At 60.4% G+C, this 22,538-nt stretch carries 20 protein-coding genes; 12 read left to right on the top strand and 8 right to left on the bottom strand.

The window, feature by feature from the left end:
- Nucleotides 1-84: 84 nt before the first annotated feature.
- From ACXYMP_RS12040 to lpdA, 5 genes are all read left to right on the top strand, one after another.
- A complete protein-coding gene (locus tag ACXYMP_RS12040; RefSeq protein WP_458906575.1) occupies nucleotides 85-3,846 on the top strand; it encodes a hypothetical protein in 3,762 nt (1,253 codons plus the stop codon).
- A gap of 43 nt (nucleotides 3,847-3,889) precedes the next feature.
- Complete coding sequence (gene queA, locus ACXYMP_RS12045) at nucleotides 3,890-4,951, top strand: tRNA preQ1(34) S-adenosylmethionine ribosyltransferase-isomerase QueA (RefSeq protein WP_458906577.1); 1,062 nt, start codon at nucleotides 3,890-3,892, stop codon at nucleotides 4,949-4,951.
- Between the two features lie 102 nt (nucleotides 4,952-5,053).
- Complete coding sequence (locus tag ACXYMP_RS12050) at nucleotides 5,054-6,304, top strand: MFS transporter (protein ID WP_458906579.1); 1,251 nt, start codon at nucleotides 5,054-5,056, stop codon at nucleotides 6,302-6,304.
- Between the two features lie 72 nt (nucleotides 6,305-6,376).
- A complete protein-coding gene (locus tag ACXYMP_RS12055; protein WP_298571175.1) occupies nucleotides 6,377-6,961 on the top strand; it encodes a DUF924 family protein in 585 nt (194 codons plus the stop codon).
- A 146-nt stretch (nucleotides 6,962-7,107) separates the two neighbouring features.
- Nucleotides 7,108-8,502, top strand: a complete 1,395-nt coding sequence (gene lpdA, locus ACXYMP_RS12060; protein ID WP_458906582.1) for a dihydrolipoyl dehydrogenase — start codon at nucleotides 7,108-7,110, stop codon at nucleotides 8,500-8,502.
- A 71-nt stretch (nucleotides 8,503-8,573) separates the two neighbouring features.
- On the opposite strand, the gene ACXYMP_RS12065 is transcribed toward lpdA, so the two are convergent.
- From ACXYMP_RS12065 to ACXYMP_RS12075, 3 genes are all read right to left on the bottom strand, one after another.
- Complete coding sequence (locus ACXYMP_RS12065) at nucleotides 8,574-9,002, bottom strand: SRPBCC family protein (RefSeq protein ID WP_298571173.1); 429 nt, start codon at nucleotides 9,000-9,002, stop codon at nucleotides 8,574-8,576.
- Nucleotides 8,995-9,336, bottom strand: coding sequence for an ArsR/SmtB family transcription factor (locus ACXYMP_RS12070; protein WP_458906584.1), 342 nt, complete (start codon nucleotides 9,334-9,336; stop codon nucleotides 8,995-8,997). The genes ACXYMP_RS12065 and ACXYMP_RS12070 overlap by 8 nt, the downstream gene beginning before the upstream one ends.
- 124 nt (nucleotides 9,337-9,460) lie before the next feature.
- Entirely contained in the window at nucleotides 9,461-9,814 is a 354-nt protein-coding gene (locus ACXYMP_RS12075) for a rhodanese-like domain-containing protein (RefSeq protein ID WP_248410835.1), read from the bottom strand.
- 212 nt (nucleotides 9,815-10,026) lie between these two features.
- Here ACXYMP_RS12075 and uvrA point away from each other — a divergent pair, with 212 nt between their 5' ends.
- Entirely contained in the window at nucleotides 10,027-12,885 is a 2,859-nt protein-coding gene (gene uvrA / locus ACXYMP_RS12080; protein ID WP_458906587.1) for an excinuclease ABC subunit UvrA, read from the top strand.
- Between the two features lie 58 nt (nucleotides 12,886-12,943).
- On the opposite strand, the gene ACXYMP_RS12085 is transcribed toward uvrA, so the two are convergent.
- Nucleotides 12,944-13,960, bottom strand: coding sequence for a Fe(3+) ABC transporter substrate-binding protein (locus tag ACXYMP_RS12085; RefSeq protein ID WP_458906589.1), 1,017 nt, complete (start codon nucleotides 13,958-13,960; stop codon nucleotides 12,944-12,946).
- A 70-nt stretch (nucleotides 13,961-14,030) separates the two neighbouring features.
- A complete protein-coding gene (mazG, locus tag ACXYMP_RS12090) occupies nucleotides 14,031-14,885 on the bottom strand; it encodes a nucleoside triphosphate pyrophosphohydrolase (RefSeq protein ID WP_458906591.1) in 855 nt (284 codons plus the stop codon).
- Nucleotides 14,886-14,939: 54 nt separating this feature from the next.
- Here mazG and ACXYMP_RS12095 point away from each other — a divergent pair, with 54 nt between their 5' ends.
- The 3 genes from ACXYMP_RS12095 to ACXYMP_RS12105 all read left to right on the top strand — a co-directional run bounded on the left by ACXYMP_RS12095 (nucleotide 14,940) and on the right by ACXYMP_RS12105 (nucleotide 17,745).
- Nucleotides 14,940-16,103, top strand: coding sequence for a M20 aminoacylase family protein (locus ACXYMP_RS12095; protein ID WP_458906593.1), 1,164 nt, complete (start codon nucleotides 14,940-14,942; stop codon nucleotides 16,101-16,103).
- A gap of 83 nt (nucleotides 16,104-16,186) precedes the next feature.
- Nucleotides 16,187-17,149 carry an agmatinase gene (gene speB / locus ACXYMP_RS12100; RefSeq protein WP_298571167.1) on the top strand — a complete coding sequence of 321 codons (963 nt, stop codon included), beginning with the start codon at nucleotides 16,187-16,189 and terminating at the stop codon, nucleotides 17,147-17,149.
- A 152-nt stretch (nucleotides 17,150-17,301) separates the two neighbouring features.
- Nucleotides 17,302-17,745, top strand: coding sequence for a DUF1499 domain-containing protein (locus tag ACXYMP_RS12105; RefSeq protein ID WP_458906596.1), 444 nt, complete (start codon nucleotides 17,302-17,304; stop codon nucleotides 17,743-17,745).
- 12 nt (nucleotides 17,746-17,757) lie between these two features.
- On the opposite strand, the gene ACXYMP_RS12110 is transcribed toward ACXYMP_RS12105, so the two are convergent.
- Complete coding sequence (locus tag ACXYMP_RS12110; RefSeq protein WP_458906597.1) at nucleotides 17,758-18,063, bottom strand: hypothetical protein; 306 nt, start codon at nucleotides 18,061-18,063, stop codon at nucleotides 17,758-17,760.
- Between the two features lie 107 nt (nucleotides 18,064-18,170).
- Here ACXYMP_RS12110 and prfA point away from each other — a divergent pair, with 107 nt between their 5' ends.
- From prfA to ACXYMP_RS12125, 3 genes are all read left to right on the top strand, one after another.
- Nucleotides 18,171-19,226, top strand: a complete 1,056-nt coding sequence (gene prfA, locus ACXYMP_RS12115) for a peptide chain release factor 1 (RefSeq protein ID WP_298571164.1) — start codon at nucleotides 18,171-18,173, stop codon at nucleotides 19,224-19,226.
- On the top strand, nucleotides 19,223-20,068 hold the full coding sequence (prmC, locus tag ACXYMP_RS12120; RefSeq protein WP_458906600.1) for a peptide chain release factor N(5)-glutamine methyltransferase: 846 nt from the start codon (nucleotides 19,223-19,225) through the stop codon (nucleotides 20,066-20,068). The genes prfA and prmC overlap by 4 nt, the downstream gene beginning before the upstream one ends.
- A 295-nt stretch (nucleotides 20,069-20,363) precedes the next feature.
- The gene (locus ACXYMP_RS12125) at nucleotides 20,364-20,939 is read left to right on the top strand and encodes a DUF4167 domain-containing protein (RefSeq protein WP_298571162.1); all 576 of its coding nucleotides are present in this window, start codon (nucleotides 20,364-20,366) and stop codon (nucleotides 20,937-20,939) included.
- Between the two features lie 122 nt (nucleotides 20,940-21,061).
- Here the strand turns inward: ACXYMP_RS12125 and gpt are convergent, their stop codons facing one another.
- Entirely contained in the window at nucleotides 21,062-21,565 is a 504-nt protein-coding gene (gene gpt, locus ACXYMP_RS12130) for a xanthine phosphoribosyltransferase (RefSeq protein ID WP_298571161.1), read from the bottom strand.
- Nucleotides 21,566-21,577: 12 nt separating this feature from the next.
- Complete coding sequence (fabI, locus tag ACXYMP_RS12135) at nucleotides 21,578-22,396, bottom strand: enoyl-ACP reductase FabI (RefSeq protein WP_298571160.1); 819 nt, start codon at nucleotides 22,394-22,396, stop codon at nucleotides 21,578-21,580.
- Nucleotides 22,397-22,538: the final 142 nt, after the last annotated feature.

The following is a 22,538-nucleotide window of genomic DNA, read 5'->3' on the forward strand; positions in this document are numbered from 1 at the left end:
TTTTGTGAGCTTTCGTTCTAAGCCCGTTCGCGTCAGGATGAAAGGGATGGGGCAGGTCGAAAGACACGCATTTGGGCAAACCGGATGAGCAAGCAGGAAACGCCAGATACCAAAGACGACCCGGCAACCGACCCCAACGGTGCCGGGCCTGATGCGTTGACGCAAGGCCCACCTCAGCAGGAACCCGACGCGGATCAAGTGCCGGATGACGACCAGGACAGCGACACGGATGACGACACCGACGGCGACACGCAAGACGACACGCAAGACGACACCGACGACAACACGGAAGACGACACGGACGGCGCGCCAGATCGGCTCGAAGATGCGTTGGTCGGGGCGGATGACCCAAAGGCGTCCGACGCTGACAGTGGCGAGAAAAAGGATGATCCGGCAGAAGACAAGCCCGCATCGGACGATGTGGCGACAGGCCTGACTGCTGCAGCTGCGAGAAGGTCGCGGTTTGGCCGCAAGCGCGCGCGCGAGTCTGACCTTCCGCTCCCTGACCGCCACGCCCGTCGTCGTCGCCGTTTGACTTGGCATTTCAGCATCTGGACCGTCGCGCTTCTTGCCTTGGCCGCAGTCTTCTTGGTGCTGGTATCGATGTCCGCGACCGGCCGCGTGCTGACCATGCCCGACTGGGTGACGCAGCGCATTGAACGCAGCATCAACACGCAATCTGGCAATGTGCAGGTGTCTCTTTCACGGGTTGAGCTGGGCATAACCTCGCGGGGGTTGCCACGCCTTCGGCTTGTCGATCTTGGGGTGCGTGACGCAACGGGGCTGGAAATCGGTCGCTTGAATGCCGTTGAAGGTGCCTTGTTCCTGGGTCCGGTCCTGTCTGGCAATGTCGCGCCGCAATCGCTGTCGCTGTCCGGTGCCCAGATAACCGTGCGCCGCCAGCGAGATGGCGCGTTTGATCTGAGCTTGGGGCAGGGGATCGGCGCCTCGGGTGATCTGGCGGCCGTGCTGGATCGCATCGATACCGTCTTTTCGAAAGGCGTTCTGGCCCAGACCGACACGATCACGGCGACGAATTTGACAATCACGCTAGAAGACGCGCGCTCGGGGCGGTTGTGGCAGGTCACCGATGGGCGTCTTACGGTGTCTCAGACCGAAAAAGCGCTGGATATGACGTTGTCCTTCGACGTGTTCAACCAGACCGAGGAACTGGCCGAAACCGTTTTGGGGTTTCGGTCTGTCAAAGGCAGTTCGGCCGCTCGTCTGACTGCGACGTTCAAAAACGCATTGGCCCGTGACATTGCGGCACAGTCGCCGCTGTTGACCTTTCTGGGGCTAGTGGACGCGCCGATTTCGGGTGCCTTGCGCACCGTTATCGATGCAAGCGGTGCCGTGTCCGGGCTCGCGGGCACGTTGGAGTTCGGGGCTGGAACATTGTCGCCGGACCCTGCCGCGAAGCCCGTTAAATTCACCGGAGGCAAGGTCTACCTGGACTATGATCCTGAACGCGAGCGGATGAACTTTGCCGATATGTTTGTGGAATCCGACTGGGGCGTGATCCATGCCGATGGCCATACCTATCTGCGCGGCTGGAGCGCGGGTTGGCCGACCGAGCTGCTTGGGCAGTTGCAGGTGTCCAAGGCGCGCATAAGCCCGCCCGGCGTGTTCGAGGCGCCGATCGAACTTGGCGAAGGGGCTGCGGACTTCCGGCTGACGCTCGACCCGTTTCGCGTTGATATGGGCCAGTTTGCCGTGTCCCATGACGGGGCGCAGGTGACCGGAGCGGCGAAGATATCGACGGACTCTGAGGGCTGGGTGATCGCCGTCGACGCGCAGGCCAACCATGTCACCCCACAGCAAGTGACAGCGTTCTGGCCTTTGACCACGGGTCTTCGCAGCCGAAAATGGACACATGAGAACGTGATCGGCGGGCAGTTCAACGATGTGGCCGTGGCATGGCGCAAACAGGGATCGGACCCTGCCCACACCGCGCTTAGCGCAGATTTCGAGGGGGTGACGGTGCAGGCCGTCAAATCCATGGCTCCGATCGAAGAGGCCGCGGGCCAGTTCTCAATCGACGGGCGGCGACTGGTCGTCATGTCGGATCGTGGAGTCGTGCGCCCGCGCGACCGCAACGGCAAGGTGGCCGGCATGCTTGATGCGGCGGGCACCAGCTTTGTGATCCCCCAGATGGCGCGGCGTCCGAAGGATCCGGACGCGCCACGCCCACCGGTTCCCGCGCTGGTCAATCTGGCCGTGTCCGGTCCCCTGACCAGTGCCCTACATTTGTTGGACGACGCTCCATTTCGGATCTTTCGCGACACGCCTGAGGGGGCGATCGGCCCCGACATGGCAACGGGCCGGATTGACCTTGTAGGCCGGATCGACATCGCGTTGCAACCCAAGCCCCCGCGCGATGCTGTCCGCTATGATCTGACCGGCACGCTGGCCGCGGTCAAAAGCGACAAGATCGTCGCGGGCAAGACCCTGTCGCTGCCTCAGGCCACGCTGGAGGCCTCTGACACATCGGTGTCGATAGGCGGGCGGGGCAGCCTGTCTGGCGTGCCAATGACGGGCAAATGGGTTCAGGCGTTGAAGGATGGCAAAGCGGCGCCGGTATCAACGGTCAGTGGGCAGCTCACTCTGGATCAGGCGTTTCTAGACGCGTTCTCCATCGGTCTGCCAAGGGGCAGCATTTCGGGGTCCGCGCAGGGTGACTACGAGATTTCGCTGCAAAAAGGACAGCCGCCACGTATGACGCTTTCCTCGTCGTTGGACGGGCTGGGGGTCAGCATCGCCCCCTTGGGCTGGTCCAAGCCCAAGAGCAGCAAAGGCACGTTGTCGGTGGTAGGGCGACTTGGCGCCACGCCGGTGATCGACAAGATCGCCCTGCGCGCGCCAGGGTTAGAGACCTCGGGAAGTGTTCTGATGGCCGAAGGGGGCGGTTTGGTCGCCGCCCAGTTCGACCGGGTCAGGCTGGGCGGGTGGCTGGATGCACCTGTCACCCTGACCGGGCGCGGCGCTGGCAAGCCGGTGTCTGTGACGGTCAAGGGGGGGCGTGTGGATTTGCGCAAGGTCAAGCTTGGGGCGGGCAACGGTACCGCGCCCGTCAGCGGTGGCGCGGTGCCGATTTCGCTGATCCTTGATCGGCTGACCATCTCGGAAGGGATCTGGATCAACGAGTTTCAGGGTGACTTCACGCGCAGTTCCGCCGGGATGAAGGGTACCTTCAAGGGCCGTCTGGGTGGTGTTCCGAATTCCCGTGGGCCACGGATCAATGGCACCGCCGCGCCTCAACCCAATGGCACGGCCTACCGCATCACCTCGCCCAATGCCGGCGGTGTGATGCGCGCCGCAGGCGTTTTCAAGTCGGCGCGCAAGGGGGATCTGGAACTGATCCTGGCCCCCGGTGGCGGCGAAGGCGTATACGAAGGCAACCTGAAGATCAAAAACGTGGACGTGCACGATGCCCCCGCCATGGCCGAGCTTCTGTCCGCCATTTCGGTGGTCGGGCTGCTGCAACAACTGGGCGGCAAGGGCATCGCCTTCACCGATGTCGACGCGCGGTTCCGGTTGGATCCAGAAAAAATCACCGTCTATGAAAGCGCCGCGACAGGCCATTCCATGGGGATCTCGATGGATGGCTATTACCAGCTTGGGTCGGGTCAAATGGACATGCAGGGCGTCATTTCGCCCTTCTACGTGGTGAACTCTGCTGGGCGCATATTTGCCCGGAAGGGTGAAGGCCTGCTGGGGTTCAACTATGACCTCAGAGGCACCGCCAGCGACCCGAAAGTGTCGGTCAATCCGCTGTCCCTGTTCACCCCCGGCTTCTTTCGCGACATCTTTCGTCGCAACCCGCCCCCACAGCAGCAAGACGAATGACGAATGATTGACGCGGCGCGTCAAGAAGCCTACACGCGCGGCCATGAAACTGAGTGATTTTGACTTCGATCTGCCCGACGACCTGATCGCGACGCGTCCTGCGCGCCCGCGCACGTCCAGCCGTCTTTTGGTGGCCACGCCCGATCAGATCACCGACGCGCAGGTCAGCGACCTGACCCAGTGGCTCAGGCCCGGTGATCGGCTGGTGTTGAACGACACCAAGGTGATCCCCGGCCGGTTGTTCGGCACCCGCACCCGCGCGGGTCAAGCGCCCGGCGAAGGGGTCGCGAAGATTGAGGTGACGCTGTTGTCGCCGGACGGGGCCGGGCAGTGGCACGCAATGGCCAAACCGTTGCGCAAGCTGCGCGAAGGCGATGTGATCACGTTTTCCGACAGACTGCACGCAGAGTATCTGGGGCGGGATGGGGAACAGGCCCTGCTGGCGTTTAACCTTGAAGGTGATGCGTTTGACGCTGCGTTGCGCGTGGCCGGCAAGATGCCTTTACCCCCTTATATCGCGGCCAAACGCGCGGCGGATGCGCTTGATGACGAGGATTACCAAACCGTCTTTGCCCGCTATTCCGGAGCGGTTGCGGCACCGACAGCCTCGCTTCATTTCGACGAGGCGTTGCTCGCGCGCATCAAAGCGAAGGGCGTAGACTTAACCCACGTCACGCTGCATGTCGGGGCGGGCACGTTCCTGCCGGTCAAGGTGGACAATGTCACCGACCACAAGATGCATGCCGAATGGGGACAGGTCAGCGCTGAAGCTGCAGCCCAGATCACCGCCACCAAGCAAGCGGGCGGGCGCGTGATCCCGGTCGGCACCACGGCGCTCAGGCTGATCGAAAGCGCGGCCACGGGGCCGGGGCAGATCGCACCCTGGGAAGGCGAGACCGATATTTTCATCACGCCGGGCTTTCAGTTTCGCATCGCGGATGCCTTGATGACCAACTTTCACCTGCCCAAATCGACATTGATGATGCTGGTGTCAGCCCTGATGGGATCTGATCGCATGCGCCAGATCTATGACCACGCGATTGCAGAGCGTTATCGTTTCTTTTCATATGGCGACAGCTCCTTGCTTTTGCCGTCCGAAGTGTGACAGCACACAAGGACGTATCGGGGCGTTGTAGTGTCGCGAAACCTCGATCCAACGCTGCGTCGTGCTGATAGCGTGATGGTCTGACGCGAACAGGAGGGATCCATGCTGCAGGTACTCAAAAGCTCTTGGGCTCTGCTTCTTGGCATGATGCTGCTTATGGTGGGCAACGGCGTGCAAGGGACGCTTCTGGGCATCCGGGGCGGGATCGAAGGCTTTTCCACCTTCGAGCTTTCGCTGGTGATGTCGGGCTATTTTGCTGGCTTCCTGTTTGGCTCGCGCATGGCGCCGATCATGATCCGTCGGGTTGGGCATGTGCGGGTGTTTGCGGCCCTTGGGTCGTTCATCTCGGCTGTGCTGATCCTGTATCCCACGTTCACCGATCCGTGGGCGTGGACCGCGCTGCGTGTGATCATCGGGTTTTGCTTTTCCGGTGTGTATGTCACCGCTGAAAGCTGGCTGAACAACGCGGCTGACAACGAAAACCGCGGCAAGGCCTTGTCGCTTTACATGTTCGTGCAGATGGTCGGCATCATCGCCGCGCAAGGCCTTTTGGTGATTGGAGACCCCGGCGGGTTTATCCTGTTCATCCTGCCCTCGGTGCTGGTGTCCATCGCTTTTGCGCCGATCCTTCTGTCGGTCAACCCGACGCCCGCCTTTGAAAGCATCAAGGGTTTGAGCCTGCGCGAGCTGTTCGAGATCTCCCCCTTGGGCTGTGTCGGCTTCATGCTTCTGGGGGGCGTGTTTGCTGCCCAGTTCGGTATGGCTTCGGTCTTTGGTCAACAGATCGGACTATCGGTCGGGCAGATCTCGGCTTTTGTGTCGGCACTGTTTATCGGCGGCCTTGTGCTGCAATATCCGATTGGCTGGATTTCTGACCGAATGGACCGACGCCTCTTGATCCTGATCGTGACCGCTATTGCCATGGTTGCCGCGCTTCTTCCGGTCGTTTTCGGCGTGCGCTATGAAATCCTGCTGGTGGCCTCGTTCCTTCTGGGCGGGATGACCAACCCGCTCTATGCGCTGTTGCTGGCCTATGTGAACGATTATCTGGAGCCTGAAGACATGCCCGCCGCCTCGGCTGGGCTGATCTTCATCAACGGGTTGGGGGCCATCGCGGGCCCTGTGGTCACGGGTTGGGTCATGGGGGTCATGGGGCCGCTTGGGTTCTTTGGCTATATGGCGCTATTGCTGTTTGGCTTTTTGGCCTACGGGATGTGGCGTATGACCCGGCGGTCTGGGCCTGGGCCGAAGGAGACGGGTGCGTATATGACCATGTCTCCGGCCGCATCGCCCGTGGCTGCGGATATGGCGCAGGAAGTCTGGGCCGATGAGGCGCAAGACGACGACAACTGACGCGGTATCGGTAGACGTCTTGCACTGTGTCCCTCACCCGTTAGGGTGGGGGAAAGCGAGAGGGCCAGACACATGACAGAGCCAAAAGACATCATCACTTTCTGGATCGACGAGGTTGGGCCAAAGGGGTGGTATGAAGCCTCGGACGCGCTGGATGACGAAATTCGAACGCGCTTCATGGCGGATTATGAGGCCGCGCGGGACGGTGAACGCGACCACTGGAAGAGCAGCGCAGACGGTGCGTTGGCCTTTTTGATCCTGACCGACCAGTTTCCGCGCAATATGTTTCGCGGCGACGCGCGATCCTTCGCGACCGACCCCGCGGCGCGGACCTGTGCAGACTATGCGATAGAGCATGGGCTAGATATGCAGATCGGGCTGCCCGACCGGCAGTTTTTTTATCTGCCCTTCATGCACAGCGAGGCGATGGAAGATCAGGACCGTTGCATCGCACTGATGGCAGAGCGCATGGCCGACACGCCGGGGCAGGGCGACACCCTGCATGCGCGCGCGCACCGAAAGATCATCGAACGTTTCGGCCGCTTCCCCTATCGCAACGATGCCTTGGGGCGTGACACCACACAAGAAGAAGCCAGCTTCATCGCCGACGGCGGCTATGGGGCGATATTGCGCAGCCTGGAGACGGGCGCCGACTGATGGCGTGCGCGTCGGTCGTCGCGTCAGGCAACAAACGTCGGGCGGGAAGTTTCCCGCTTGGCGCATGGCGGGTCTTCCGCTACGTCATTGATCTGCGAAAAGATATAGTTTAATGGCAAACTACCTTTGAGATAAGGAGATACCCCATGGCGGGCAAGGCTTTTGATACAATCGTTGTCGGTGCTGGTCCCGGCGGTTACGTCGCGGCGATCCGGGCTGCGCAGCTTGGTCAAAACGTGGCCATAATCGAACGCGAAAACCTTGGTGGCATCTGCCTGAACTGGGGCTGTATCCCGACCAAGGCGCTTTTGCGATCGGCAGAAGTCTTCCACCTGATGCACCGCGCCAAGGAGTTTGGCCTGTCGGCAGGAAAGATCGATTACGACCTGCCCGCCATCGTCAAACGCTCGCGCGGGGTGGCGGCTCAACTGTCCGGGGGCATCGGCCACTTGATGAAGAAAAACAAGGTCACCGTGTTCATGGGCGAGGCGACCATCCCCGCCAAGGGCAAGGTGTCCGTCAAAACCGACAAAGGGACCGAGGAACTGACCGCCAAGAACATCGTGGTGGCCACCGGTGCGCGCGCCCGCGAATTGCCGGGGCTTGAGGCTGACGGTGATCTGGTCTGGACCTATCGCCACGCCCTGAACCCGCCGCGCATGCCCAAAAAGCTGCTGGTCATCGGGTCGGGTGCCATCGGCATCGAATTTGCCAGCTTCTTCAATACGCTGGGCGCCGACACGACTGTCGTTGAAGTGATGGACCGCGTACTGCCCGTCGAAGATGCCGAGATTTCTGCCTTCGCCAAAAAGTCCTTCGTCAAGCAAGGTATGAAGATCATGGAAAAAGCCATGGTCAAGCAACTCGACCGCGCCAAGGGCAAGGTCACGGCCCATATCGAGGCCGGCGGCAAGGTCGAGAAGCTTGAGTTTGACACCGTGATTTCCGCCGTTGGCATCGTTGGCAATGTCGAAGGGCTGGGGCTTGAGGAACTGGGCGTGAAGATCGACCGCACCCATGTTGTGACCGACGCACATTGCCGCACGGGTGTCGATGGACTGTATGCCATCGGCGACATCGCCGGGGCACCGTGGCTTGCCCACAAGGCCAGCCATGAAGGTGTGATGGTGGCTGAACTGATCGCTGGCCTGCACGCCCACCCGGTAAAGCCTGAAAGCATCCCCGGCTGCACCTATTGCCACCCACAAGTCGCCAGCGTCGGACTGTCGGAAGCCAAGGCGAAAGAGCAGGGATACGATATCAAAGTTGGCCGCTTCCCCTTCATTGGCAACGGCAAGGCCATCGCCATGGGCGACCCCGAGGGCATGATTAAGACGATCTTCGACGCCAAGACCGGCGAGCTTCTGGGTGCGCATATGGTCGGCCCGGAAGTGACCGAAATGATCCAGGGCTATGTGGTCGGCAAGTCGCTGGAAACCACCGAAGAAGAGCTGATGCACACGGTCTTCCCGCACCCGACAATCTCGGAAAGCATGCACGAGGCGGTGCTGGACGCCTATGACCGCGTCATTCATATGTAAGACATAAAGGCCGGATCATTGCCCGGCCTTTATGCATCGTGCGTGGGTGGTCAGGCAGGGCTGACGGCCATTCAGGTCAACGCCTCATCCAGCTTGGCAAGGATCGCGGTCCAACCGCCATTGTGGTTGTCGCGGCTTTCCTCGGACGGGAAACGGATGTGATGCAGGCACAGGTCGGTGCCTCCGTCTTTCGGCGTCAGATCCAGCGTGACGATCGATTCCTCGGCCGTGCTGGCGGGCGATTCCCAAGTGAATTGCAGCTGCCTGGCGCGATCAATGATCCTGTATTCACCTTCATGCGGCAGATCGCCCGCGTTGGGGACCCGCATGATGATGCTGAAGCGCCCACCGATCTTGGCATCGACAGTCGCGTCGGGCACGGTGACGCCTGCGCCGGGGATCATGAATTTCGCGAGCATCTTCGGGTCCAGCCACGCATCGAATACGCGTTCGGGCGGGTAGGCGATGTGGCGGGTGATTTCGAGGGATAGATCAGTCATTGTCGTCCTCCTTCAAGGCAGCTTCGAGGGCATCCAGCCGCAGCGCCCAGATCGAACGCAATTTGGCAAACCATTGATCGATGTCGGAAAGCGGCCCCATCTGCACTTCGATCAAGTGCTCGCGCCATTCGGTGCGCCGGGTCGCCAGACCACAGGCCTCAAGCACTTTGATGTGCTTTGAAACCGAGTTCAGGCTGATATCAAAATGACGCGCGATATCCGTGACGCGCATGGGGCCTTCTTGTGCCAGCAGGGTCAGGATCGCACGGCGATTGGCGTCCGATGTGGCCTTGAGAACGGCGCTGAGGTGGTCCATGTCGTTTCGTTCAGCCATATGGGTGAATAACGGAATCAAAGGTATCAGTCAACCAAGAAGGTGAATGACGATTTGCCTCTACCATCAATAACCCGCGCGGGCTGGGCCTGCGCGGGTTGCGTTGTGGGGGGGTGTAGGGCGCTTACCGCTCGATCTCGCCGCCTGCCTGATGCCAATGCCCTAGTCCGCCGATGTTATAGACCTCGTCATAGCCCAGTCGTTTCAGAACTTGCGCGCCTTGGGCAGACCGCGCGCCGGACGCGCAATAGAGCGCGATGGGCTTAGTCGGATCAATCGTCGCGTTGAAGTCCGGCCCCTTCGGGTCGCATTGAAAGGGCATCACCGTCAGCGGCACAACGACAGCGCCCTTGGCCTTGCCAGTCATCTGCACCTCGCCGTGGTCGCGCACGTCGATCACCGTGATCTCGCCAGCGCGGGCTTTGGTCACGGCCTCGCGCGGGTCCATTTTCGCGCCGCCCATCATGAAACCAAACATGTTTTCGCTCCTGTCCCGAAAAGGGTTTGATCCGGGATATAGATCGCAACGTATTCAGGTCAATGGGTCTGAGAATTAAAATTCAAGAAAGTGAATGTAACGGGCTGGGCAACGCAGCGCGTTTACAAGTGTTCCGCAAATGTTCTAACTTTCCGATTGTCCCGCCGCGCGGTTTGGCCTAACCGTTAAGCAATTGTGAACTGGGGGTCAGAATGGCCGAGTTGAAAGAAATTCAGGTTCGCGGCGCGCGCGAGCATAACTTGAAATCCATCGACGTGGATATTCCGCGCGACCGGCTTGTGGTGATCACCGGGCTGTCCGGGTCTGGCAAGTCGTCGCTGGCGTTTGACACGATCTATGCGGAAGGGCAGCGGCGCTATGTCGAAAGCCTGTCTGCCTATGCGCGTCAGTTCCTTGATATGATGCAGAAACCGGATGTGGATCACATTGCGGGACTGTCGCCTGCGATTTCGATTGAACAAAAGACGACCTCGAAGAACCCCCGTTCGACCGTCGGCACCGTGACCGAGATTTACGACTATCTGCGTCTGCTGTTTGCCCGTTCCGGGACGCCGTTTTCACCCGCCACCGGATTGCCCATCGAGGCCCAGCAGGTGCAAGACATGGTTGACCGCGTGATGCAGATGGAGGAGGGCACCCGTGCCTATCTGCTCGCCCCCATCGTTCGCGACCGGAAAGGCGAATATCGCAAGGAATTTCAAGAGCTTCAAAAGAAGGGATTCCAGCGCGTCAAGGTAAACGGAGAGCTGCACGAGCTTGATAATCCCCCCACATTGGACAAGAAGTATCGGCACAATATCGACGTGGTCGTGGACCGCGTTGTGGTGCGCGAGGGCATGGATCAGCGGTTGGCCGACAGCTTCCGCACCGCGCTGGATTTGGCCGATGGAATCGCACTGTTGGAAACCGCCCCGACCGAGGGTGAGCCAGAGATTTTCACCTTCTCGGAAAACTTCGCTTGTCCCGTGTCAGGCTTCACAATTCCTGAAATCGAGCCGCGCCTGTTTTCGTTCAACGCACCGTTCGGGGCGTGTCCGGTTTGCGACGGGTTGGGCAAGGAGCTGTTCTTTGACGAGCGCCTCGTCGTGCCCGACGCCACGCTGCAAATTTATGACGGCGCACTGGCCCCGTGGCGCAAGGGCAAGTCGCCCTATTTCCTGCAAACCATCGAGAGCATTGCGCGCCATTACGAGTTCGACAAAAGCACACCGTGGAAAGATCTGCCCAAACATGTGCAGCAGGTGTTCCTGTATGGCTCGGGCGAGGAAGAGATCAAGTTTCGGTTCGATGAGGGCGGGCGCGTTTATGAAGTGACGCGGCCGTTTGAAGGCGTCATTCCCAACATGGAACGCCGCTATCGCGAGACGGATTCGAACTGGATTCGCGAAGAATTTGAACGCTACCAGAACAATCGCCCTTGCGGGGCCTGTGGCGGCTTCCGCCTGCGCGACGAGGCGTTGGCGGTGAAGATTGGCGGGCTGCATGTGGGGCAGGTGGTTCAGATGTCGATCCGCGAGGCGCTGGACTGGATCGAGGATGCGCCAAACCACCTGACCGTCCAGAAGAACGAGATTGCCCGTGCGATCCTGAAAGAAATCCGCGAACGTCTTGGGTTCCTGAACAATGTGGGGCTGGAATACCTGACGCTCAGTCGCAACTCCGGCACGCTGTCGGGCGGGGAAAGCCAGCGGATCCGTTTGGCCAGCCAGATCGGTTCGGGCCTGACGGGGGTGCTTTACGTGCTGGATGAGCCGTCCATCGGCTTGCACCAGCGCGACAATGGGCGGCTTCTGACCACGCTGAAAAACCTGCGCGATCAAGGCAATAGCGTGATCGTGGTTGAACATGACGAAGAAGCCATTCGTGAGGCGGATTACGTGTTCGACATGGGCCCCGGCGCGGGTGTCCATGGCGGTGAGGTGATCGCCCACGGCACACCTGACGACATTGCGGCCTGCGACGCCTCGATCACCGGGCAGTATCTGACCGGCAAGCGCGAAATCGCGGTTCCGACGCGTCGGCGCAAGGGCAATGGAAAGTCGGTGAAGGTGGTGAAGGCCACTGGCAATAACCTGCAAAACGTGACCGCCAAATTCCCGCTGGGCCAGTTCGTCTGCGTGACCGGTGTGTCGGGTGGGGGCAAATCGACGTTGACGATTGAAACGCTGTTCAAGACCGCCTCAATGCGTCTGAACGGTGCGCGCCAGACGCCCGCGCCTTGTGAAACCATCAAGGGGCTGGAGCATCTGGACAAGGTGATCGACATCGACCAGCGCCCCATCGGGCGCACGCCGCGGTCCAACCCCGCGACCTATACCGGCGCGTTCACCCCGATCCGTGACTGGTTCGCGGGCCTGCCGGAATCCAAGACGCGTGGTTATAAGCCCGGACGCTTCAGTTTCAACGTGAAAGGCGGGCGGTGCGAGGCCTGTCAGGGAGACGGTGTCATCAAGATCGAAATGCACTTCCTGCCCGATGTTTATGTCACCTGCGAGACCTGCAACGGTGCGCGCTACAATCGCGAGACGCTGGAAATTAAGTTCAAAGGCAAAAGCATCGCCGACGTTCTTGATATGACAGTTGAGGATGCGCAGACCTTCTTTCAGGCCGTCCCGACGATCCGCGAAAAGATGGATGCGCTGATGCGGGTCGGGCTTGGCTATATTAAGGTGGGCCAGCAAGCGACGACGCTGTCAGGTGGTGAAGCGCAGCGGGTGAAGCTGTCGAAAGAGCTGTCCAAACGCTCCACCGGGCGCACGCTTTATATCTTGGACGAACCGACCACGGGCCTGCATTTCGAGGATGTCAGGAAGCTGCTTGAGGTGCTGCACGAGTTGGTCGATCAGGGCAATACCGTGGTCGTGATCGAACACAATCTGGATGTGGTGAAAACGGCCGACCACCTGATTGATATCGGTCCCGAGGGCGGCGACGGGGGCGGGTTGATCGTGGCGACTGGCACACCGGAAAAGGTGGCGCAGGTCGCCGAAAGCTACACGGGTCATTATCTGGCGCAGATGCTGACGCCGATGCGTAAAGCGGGCGAGTGACAAACAAAAAGCCCGGCAAATATGCCGGGCTTTTCAGTCTTACTTCCAACTCAGCGTCTTAACCGTCGAAATCGGCTTCCTGCATCAGTTTCAGGGCGTCAGCGCGGTGTCCGGCCACTTCCATCAGATTCAATCCATCCGGGGTAAAGCTGCCCCAGCTTTGCACGATCTCGTCGGCCGCGACATCAGGCGCAATCGGGTATTCGAAGTTCTGCGCGGCGTAAATCTGCTGCGCTTTCGGTGATGCGAGGAATTCCATCAGCTTGATGGCGGTTTCCTTGTTGGGCGCGTGTTTGGTCAGCGCCATGCCCGATACGTTCACATGGGTGCCCGATCCCTCGAAGACCGGGAAGACGACATTGACGCTGTCGGCCCATTCCTTTTGTTCGGGGTCTGACAGCATCTTGCCCATGTAATAGGTGTTGCCGATCGAAATGTCGCATTCGCCAGCCCAGATCGCCTTGACCTGCGCGCGGTCATTGCCTTGCGGTTTGCGGGCCAGATTGGCCTTCACGCCGTCGATCCAGGCGCGGGTGGCTTCTTCGCCGTTGTGGGTCAGATGGGCGGCGACAAGGCCCAACGTATAGGCGTGGGTGCCTGACCGCGTGCAGATGCGACCTTTCCATTTCGGGTCGGCCAGATCTTCGTAGGTGGTGACTTCGCCGTCAGCGACGCGGTCTTTCGAGGCATAGACGATCCGCGCGCGCGAGGTCAGGCCGAACCATTCATTGCCCGGATCGCGATAGGCGGCGGGAATGTTGGCCGTCAGGGTTTCGTTTTCGACCGGCTGGGTAAGGTCTGCTTCGACCACAGCGGCCAGACGGGCGAAATCGACGGTCATGATCAGGTCAGCCGGGCTGCGCTTGCCTTCGGCCTGCAAGCGTTCGATCACGCCGTTCTTCAGGAAGGCCACATTGACCGGAATGCCGGTTTCTTCCGTGAAGGCATCCATCAGCGGCTGGACCAGCTCTGGCTGACGGTAGGAATAGACGTTGACCTCGTCCGCGCTGGCAAGGGCGGGGGTCAGGGCTGTGGCCGCAGTCAGGGCCATGGCGAGTGTGCGGACAGTTTTCATCGCGCGATCTCCTTGTTTCGATGACGCCGCTTAAATCCGAGTCTTTTGCTAGGGTCAATACCTGATTAATTTAATCGGGAATATTTTTTGCGATCCGCTCAGCAGCCTTCTCGGCGTCCCACAGCGCATCCATTTCTTCCAGCGTCGCATCATCAGGCGCGCGCCCGTCTGCGGCCAGTCGGCGTTCAATCCCCTGAAAACGCCGTTCAAACTTGGCGTTCGTATGGCGCAGCGCCTCTTCCGGCTCGACATTCAGGTGGCGGGCCAGATTGGCGACGACGAACAAAAGGTCGCCCAGTTCTTCGCGCACCTCGTCTTGGCTCAGACTGTCGCGCGCTTCGGCCAGTTCGCGCGCTTCTTCGGTGATTTTGTCCAGCACCGGGCCAATGTCAGGCCAGTCAAATCCCACCCGCGCGGCGCGTTTTTGCAGCTTCACCGCCCGCAGCAGGGCAGGCAGGCCGATGGCGACCCCATCCAGCACCCCTTGCTGCGCCTTGTCTGCCCGTTCTGCCGCTTTGATCGTTTCCCAGTCGCGGGTCTGCTGATCGGCGGACTTGTCGCGGGATTCGCTGCCGAACACATGCGGGTGGCGGGCGACCATTTTGTCGGACATCGTGTCGGCGATCTCGTCAAAGCTGAACAGCCCGGCCTCTTCCGCCATTTGCGCATGAAAGACTGACTGAAACAGCAGATCGCCCAATTCGCCTTTTAGTTCGTCCCAGGCTTCACGTTCGATCGCATCTGCGACCTCATAGGCTTCCTCGATCGTGTAGGGCGCGATGGTGGCGAAGGTCTGTTCGATATCCCACGGGCAGCCCCCGTTTGGATCTCGCAGGCGGCGCATGATCTCGCGCAGGCGATCCATGCCACCTTTCGGGTCATACACCAACGCATCTGATCGGCTCAGGTCCTGTGTTTTGGTCATTGCATCCACGCCCTTTTCAGGATTGTCTCGTCGCACCCTTGATAGGAGGAAGTCATGGCCATCATCAACCGCATTGGCGAATTTGCCGGGGATATGACGACCTGGCGACGCCATCTGCACGCGCATCCCGAGTTTGGGTTGGAGTGTCACGACACGGCTGCCTTCGTGGTCGAACAATTGCGCAGCTTCGGGGTGGATGAGGTGCATGAGAAGATCGGAGTCTCGGGTGTCGTCGCGATCATCAACGGGCAGGGCGAGGGGCCGACGATTGGCCTGCGCGCCGATATGGACGCGTTGCCGATGGACGAGGCGACGGGGCTTGACCATGCCTCGACCGTGCCGGGCTTGATGCATGCCTGCGGTCATGACGGCCACACGGCGATGCTGTTGGGGGCGGCGCGATACTTGGCAGAGACGCGGAATTTCAAGGGCCGTGTGGCGCTGATCTTCCAACCGGCCGAAGAAAACTTTGGTGGTGCCAAGCACATGTGTGACGACGGTATAATGGATCGCTTTGCGATCGATGAGGTTTATGCCCTGCATAACCTTCCCGGTCGCACGCTGGGCGCGTTCTACACCACGCCGGGGCCGATCATGGCGGCGGTGGATACGCTGGTGGTGAAGCTGCGCGGGTTGGGCGGGCATGCGGCCTATCCGCATGACACGGTCGACCCGATCATGGCGTTGGTCACAATGGTGCAGGCGCTGCAATCCATCGTAAGCCGCAATCTGTCGCCGATGGAAAACCTTGTCATCTCGGTCACGCAAATCGGTGGCGGCACAGCGGACAACATCATCCCCGAAGAGGCATGGTTCGGCGCGACGATCCGCTCTTTCACGCCCGAGGTGCGCGAGATGGCGCAGCGGCGCATCCGCGAGGTGATCGAAGGGCAGGCGGCAAGCTTCGGCGTGACGGCCGATATTGATTATGAACTGGGCTACCCCCCCACGGTGAACGACGCCAGAGCGGTCGAAAAAGCGATCGAAGCCGCCCAAGAGGTCAGCGGCGCGGCGCGCGTTTTTGCCGATCAGGGGCGTGAAATGGGGGCCGAAGATTTCGCCTATATGCTGCAAGAACGTCCCGGCGCCTATTTGTTTTTGGGGCAGGGCGAAGACGGCGCAGGCGTGCATCACCCCGCCTATGATTTCAACGACGAGGCCGCGCCCTTTGGGGCCAGTTTCTTTGCGCGGCTTGTCGAGCGATTGAACCCTGTCTAGATGGATCAGTCGATAATTTGATCAAATTATATGGCCAGACCAATCAGTCTGTGCTAGTCGGTCTGAAAGCAAAGGAGGCGGCAATGGCTTTGGAAGACGCGAGAACTCAGGTGGACACGGCGTTTACGCGGGATGGGTTGAAGGGCTTGGCCTATGAAAACACGTTCGGCGGGGCGACATCTTTCCTGCGCCGCACCTATTCAAAAGACCTGACAGGGGTGGATATTGCTGTCACCGGCATTCCGTTTGATCAAGCTGTCACCAACCGCCCGGGCACGCGCCTTGGCCCGCGCGCCATCCGCGAGGCGTCATGCCTGCAATCGCCCGATCAGGCCTATGGCTGGGACTTCGACGTGATGAGCGAATTTGCCATCGCCGATTACGGCGACATGGCGTTCGACTATGCCCATATCGACCAGTTTCCCGCGACGCTCGAGGCGCATATCAGCGGTATTCTGGACCAAGGCGCGGCCTGTCTGACCCTTGGGGGCGACCATTACATCACCTTCCCCATCCTGCGCGCGCATGTGAAGAAGCACGGGCCGCTTAGCCTGTTGCAGTTTGATGCGCACACCGACACCTGGCCCGACGATGACATGACCCGTGTCGATCATGGAACGATGTTCTACAAGGCGGTGAAAGAGGGGCTGATTGACCCGTCACGATCCGTTCAGGTGGGCATCCGCACCCATAATGACGACACGTTGGGTGTGAATATCATTGATGCGCGCGAAGTGCATGAAACCGGCCCCGCTGCGGTGGTCAAGAAGATCAAGTCGATCCTTGGCGACCACAAAACCTACCTGACCTTCGACATAGACGGGCTGGACCCTGCCTATGCGCCGGGGACGGGCACACCGGTTTGGGGTGGTCTGACCACAGCACAGGTTGCGATCATCCTGCGTGATCTGGCAGGGATCAATCTTGTCGGTGGCGACATTGTCGAAGTCTCGCCTCCTTTCGACACCACCGGTGCGACGGCGATTGCCGGGGCGCATGTGGCAATGGAAATTCTGAACTTGTGGGCGTTTACGCGCCGAAGCTAGCCCTCACCGCAGGGCCTGCGCTACGTTACGGGCGGCTGTCTTTGCGTCTGCCAGACCGCCCGCGAAACAGCGTGGACTTGCAAGGGGAAGTCTGCTCCAGTATCGCTAGGGTATAGTGGGTGTGGCGGTTCTGGGTGCCGCGAGGGGGGCGTGTGAATCTTCTGACAAGTGTGATTTTGCTGGTCTTGTTTCTGGCCATATTGGGGATAGGCTGGGTGCGATTGGCGCCACTGCCGGTTGAGCGTTTTTCCGCCCGCCCCGGTCCGGACACACCGGGGCGCCATGTTTTTCCGGGCGGCGTCAAATACGTGGTGCCGTTGAAGGACCTGCCCGAGGGCGCGCTGGATCATCTGGCATGGGTCGCGCTGGAGGCCCCGCGCAGCAGGTTGCGCCAGCAATCCGATGACCAGATCGCCATTGTCACCCGAACGCGTCGGATCGGATTCCCCGATATCACCGTGGCATGGGTGGCGGACGACGCGCTTCATATACACGCCCATCTTGTCTACGGGCGCAATGATCTTGGCACCAACGCCGCGCGCATCGACCGTTGGCTGGAAAAGCTGCGCCATTTGGAAGAAGACGACGACTACTGACGGTGCCCGCGCTTACAGGCGGGAAAGATCGTTTGGCGCAGGACTGTTGGGCAGGGGCAGCGGGGTCGCATTGCCAGCCGAAACACAGCCTTTTCCAGTGTCACGCCACATGGGCACGTTCAGGCTCATCTCGCAGCGGGCCATGAAGGCGCGCCCGCCCACGAACAGGCAGATGCTTTCGCCCAACTCAACGCGGCTGCCTTGGGTGTCGGTGCAATAGCAGTCGATCACCTTGCCGCCCGGCGTGGTGACATCCGCGAACGCCGCGGGCGAGGACATCAGCCCCGCGAACAAGATGAAAAGCATGCGATTTGCCATATGCCATTTTACCCCGAAATGTGCGGAATTTGAAGCGTGTCGTCCAAGCGCACGCCAAAGCGCCCTGCCACTTGACCAAACCCGCGCAATAAGGGACACCGCCTGACATGGTTCCGATGGAAAAACTCTCAGCGATCACCGAACGGTTTCAGTTCCTTGAAGCGCGCATGGCCGAAGGGTTGACTGGCGACGAGATCGCCAAAGTTGGCCGTGAATATGCCGAACTTAGGCCTGTGGTCGAAGAAATCGCTTCGTATCGCCAACTTCTGGATGACATCGCCGAAGCCGAGGCGTTGCTGACGGACCCCGACATGCGGGAACTGGCCGAAGAAGAGCTGCCCCTGCTGCGCGAGCGTTTGCCGGAGGCTGAACAGGCGATGCGGCTGGTGCTGTTGCCCAAAGACGCCGCAGACGCGCGCCCTGCGATGATCGAGATCAGGCCCGGCACCGGGGGTGAGGAGGCCTCACTGTTCGCCGCCGATCTGTTGCGGATGTATCAACGCTATGCCGAGGCCCGCGGCTGGCGCTTTGAGATCATGGAACAAACCCTTTCAGAACTGGGTGGCGTCAAAGAGGTGGTGGCGCATGTGAAAGGTGACGGCGTGTTCGCGCGGCTGAAATACGAAAGCGGCGTGCACCGTGTGCAGCGCGTGCCCGAAACAGAAAGCGGTGGACGCATCCACACCTCGGCGGCGACCGTGGCGGTGCTGCCCGAAGCCGAAGACGTGGATATCCAGATCGACCCCGGCGATCTTCGCATCGACACGATGCGCGCATCGGGGGCGGGGGGGCAGCATGTGAACACGACGGATTCCGCCGTGCGCATCACCCATATTCCGACCGGGATCATGGTGACCAGCTCGGAAAAAAGCCAACACCGCAACCGCGAGATCGCGATGCAGGTTCTGAAAACGCGGCTGTTCGACCTTGAACGCCAACGTGTCGATGATGCGCGCGCCGCGGATCGCAAGGCGCAAGTCGGGTCGGGCGACCGGTCCGAGCGCATCCGCACCTACAACTTTCCGCAAGGCCGGATGACCGATCACCGGATCAACCTGACACTCTACAAGCTGGATCAGATCATCGCAGGCGATCTGGACGAGGTCATCGACGCCCTGATCGCCGAGGATCAGGCGGCACAACTGGCTGCGCTGGACGGATGACCACCGGAACGGCGCTTTTGATTGCCGCCACACAGACCCTGCGCGCGGCGGGCGTGAACGACCCCGCGCGCGACGCCCGTGTGCTGTTGGCCCACGCCTTGGGGATCGACCGAAGTCGACTGACGCTTGCCTTGCCCGATGAGGTCGCGCAAGAGGCAGAGGCGGTGTTTGCCGCGTCAATCAACGCCCGCACCGCGCGCCAGCCCGTGGCTCAGATCATCGGCAAACGCGCTTTCTATGGTCGCGATTTCTACGTCACCAGCGACGTTCTTGATCCGCGCCCCGACACCGAACGGCTTGTCGAAACGGCGCTGGATCACCCATTTGATACCGTTGTGGATCTGGGCTGCGGGTCGGGCTGTATCTTGTTGACTTTGCTGGCAGAAAGACCTTTGGCGACTGGGCAGGGGGTGGACATTTCCGCGCCCGCGTTGGGTGTGGCACAGAAAAATGCGTCCCAACTGGCCCTGACCGATCGTGCTGCCTTTGTGGAAGGGTCGTGGTTCGACCCCTTGGCCAAAGCCGAACCGGTCGATCTGATTGTTTCGAACCCCCCCTATATTTCTGAGGCTGAAATGCGCGCGTTAGCGCCTGAGCTGAGGGATTGGGAACCACATGTGGCGCTGACCCCGGGGGGGGACGGGCTGGCGGCCTTCAGGATCATCGTGGCCCAGGCCCCCGATTTCTTGCGCCCCAAAGGGCGCCTGATCGTTGAAATCGGGGCCACCCAAGGGCGCGCTGTGTCCGGGCTTTTTGAAAGTGCGGGGTTTCAATCGGTGCGGGTCGCGCAAGATCTGACCGGGCATGACCGGGTTGTGACCGGATTTTGGCAAGGCAGCTGACCGCTGTTGGTCACAAGAATCACCCGGCGTGAGGGGCGTGTCGGGATGTTGCCCAAGCCCCGCAAACCCGCAAATTTTCGGCAAAAACCCCCGCTTGCAGAGGTTTTGGACAGTTTGGGCTTGTCTTTCGACCCCGCGCATGACAATCAGAAACAAGCAGCGTCGCAGTCCTTTGGACAGCCGCCGCAGGTAAGCCCTACAATTCGGATGTCGTGGCACAGAATGGTGTCTTGTCCGAGAACTCAGCACGGTTATTGCATCGTGCGTCTGAAGCTAAAGCTGGAAAAACAAGCTTATGAGATCTTCCAAATCGCGTTCGCGCAACAAGTCGAACCGTAACCGGAACAATCCGGGAAACAATATCAATCGGGTCTTCGACAGTTCGGGGCCCGAGGGCAAGGTGCGCGGCACCCCCCAGCAGATCATCGAGAAATACACCCAGTTGGCCCGCGATGCGTTTTTGTCCAACGACAGGGTCGCCGCCGAAAACTTCCAGCAACACGCCGAACACTACACCCGCCTTCTGGGCGAAGCGCAGCGCGAGATGGAAGCCCGCCGGGTGCAGACCGAACAGCAGAACCGCGAACGCCAGCAACGCGAAAAAGAGGATCGCGAAGCGCGGCCCGACAACAAGCCGACGCCTGATGTGGCGGGCGAGGGTGAGCAACCCAATGTGTCGGCGCCATCGCAATCTGACGTGTCCAACGACGCCGACAGCGGTTTGGTGGAAACACCGGAAAGCAAGTCCAAGAAAGCCCCAACCCGGGCGCGCAAGCCGCGTAAACCGGTGAAACGATCGCCTGATCAGGGCGAGGCCTCATCTGGATCCGCACCGGCCGCACCGGATGATGCGCCAAAAGCTGCTGAATAGCCCCGCGCGCTTCACGTCGCTACCAAAACGAAAAACACCCGGTCCTCTTGTCAGAGCGCCGGGTGTTTTTGTTTCTGGTCTGCGCTTTGGGGCAGGAGGGGTCTTGGCAACCGCGCCGCTGTTTAATCTGTGCCGCGATAAGGCTCTACATATTGCAAGGCCATGTCCCAGGGGAAGAAAATCCAGGTGTCCTGGCTGACTTCGGTGATGAAGGTGTTGACCAGCGGACGCCCTTTGGGCTTGGCGTAAACAGTCGCGAAATGCGCTTTGGGATACATCTTGCGCACCAGCTCCAGCGTTTTGCCGGTATCGACCAGATCATCGATGATCAAGATCCCCTCGCCGTCGCCCATCATTGCCGCATCCGGGGCTTTCAGAAGCTCTGCTTCGCCCTGGGATTGGTGGTGATAGGACTTGACCGAGACGGTGTCGACGGTTCGAATGTCCAGCTCGCGGGCGACGATCATCGCGGGGGCAAGGCCGCCGCGCGTGATCGCAACCACGGCGCGCCACCCAGTGTCTTTGGGCCCCTGACCATCAAGGCGCCACGCCAAGGCGCGGCTGTCGCGGTGGATTTGATCCCAGCTGATGTGGAACCCTTTTTCGTGCGGCAAGCGGTCGCTCATATCTGGGTCTCCTTACTTGCGGCCTGTGGCCACGTCGATATCCGGTGCGTCGACGGCCTTCATGCCGACGACATGATAACCACTGTCAACGTGGTGGGTTTCGCCGGTCACCCCCGACCCTAGGTCAGACAGAAGATATAGCGCGGAGTTTCCCACATCCTGAATGGTCACGTTGCGACGCAGCGGGGAATTCAGTTCGTTCCATTTGAGGATATAGCGAAAATCACCAATGCCCGAGGCCGCAAGCGTCTTGATTGGCCCCGCAGAGATGGAATTCACCCGGATGCCATCCTTGCCCAGATCTTCGGCCATATAGCGCACCGAGGCCTCAAGCGCGGCCTTCGCCACGCCCATGACGTTATAATGCGGCATGACCTGTTCGGCGCCGTAGTAGGTCAGCGTCAGAAGTGATCCCCCGTCCGGCATCATGGCAGCGGCACGCCGCGCCACCGCAGTGAACGAATAGACCGAGATGTCCATTGTCATCCGGAAGTTTTCCGGGCTGGTGTCCACATAGCGGCCGCGAAGTTCGTTTTTGTCTGAGAACCCAATGGCATGAACGACGAAGTCGAGCTTGCCCCATTTTGCCTCAAGGGTGCTGAACAAGGTGTCGATCGACCCTTGGTCCGACACGTCGCATTCCAGCACGATGTCTGACCCAAGCTGGTCAGCCAACGGCCCGACGCGCTTCTTCAGCGCTTCGCCCTGATAGGAAAAAGCCAGCTCTGCCCCGGCCTCGGCACAGGCTTTCGCGATCCCCCACGCGATGGACTTGTCATTGGCAAGTCCCATGATCAGGCCGCGCTTGCCCTTCATCAATTCGGTCGACATATGTATTCCCCGTCCCGAGATACTGCAATAAGCCCGTTTAGGCGATTGGCATTGCTTCTTCAAGTCTTGGCACCGAAGACGTTGCGTGGTTGGAATTCAATTGGCGCCTTATCGCGCAGGCGCTTATATGTGGCACGAGCAG

The organism is Aliiroseovarius sp. CAU 1755 (assembly GCF_054482655.1).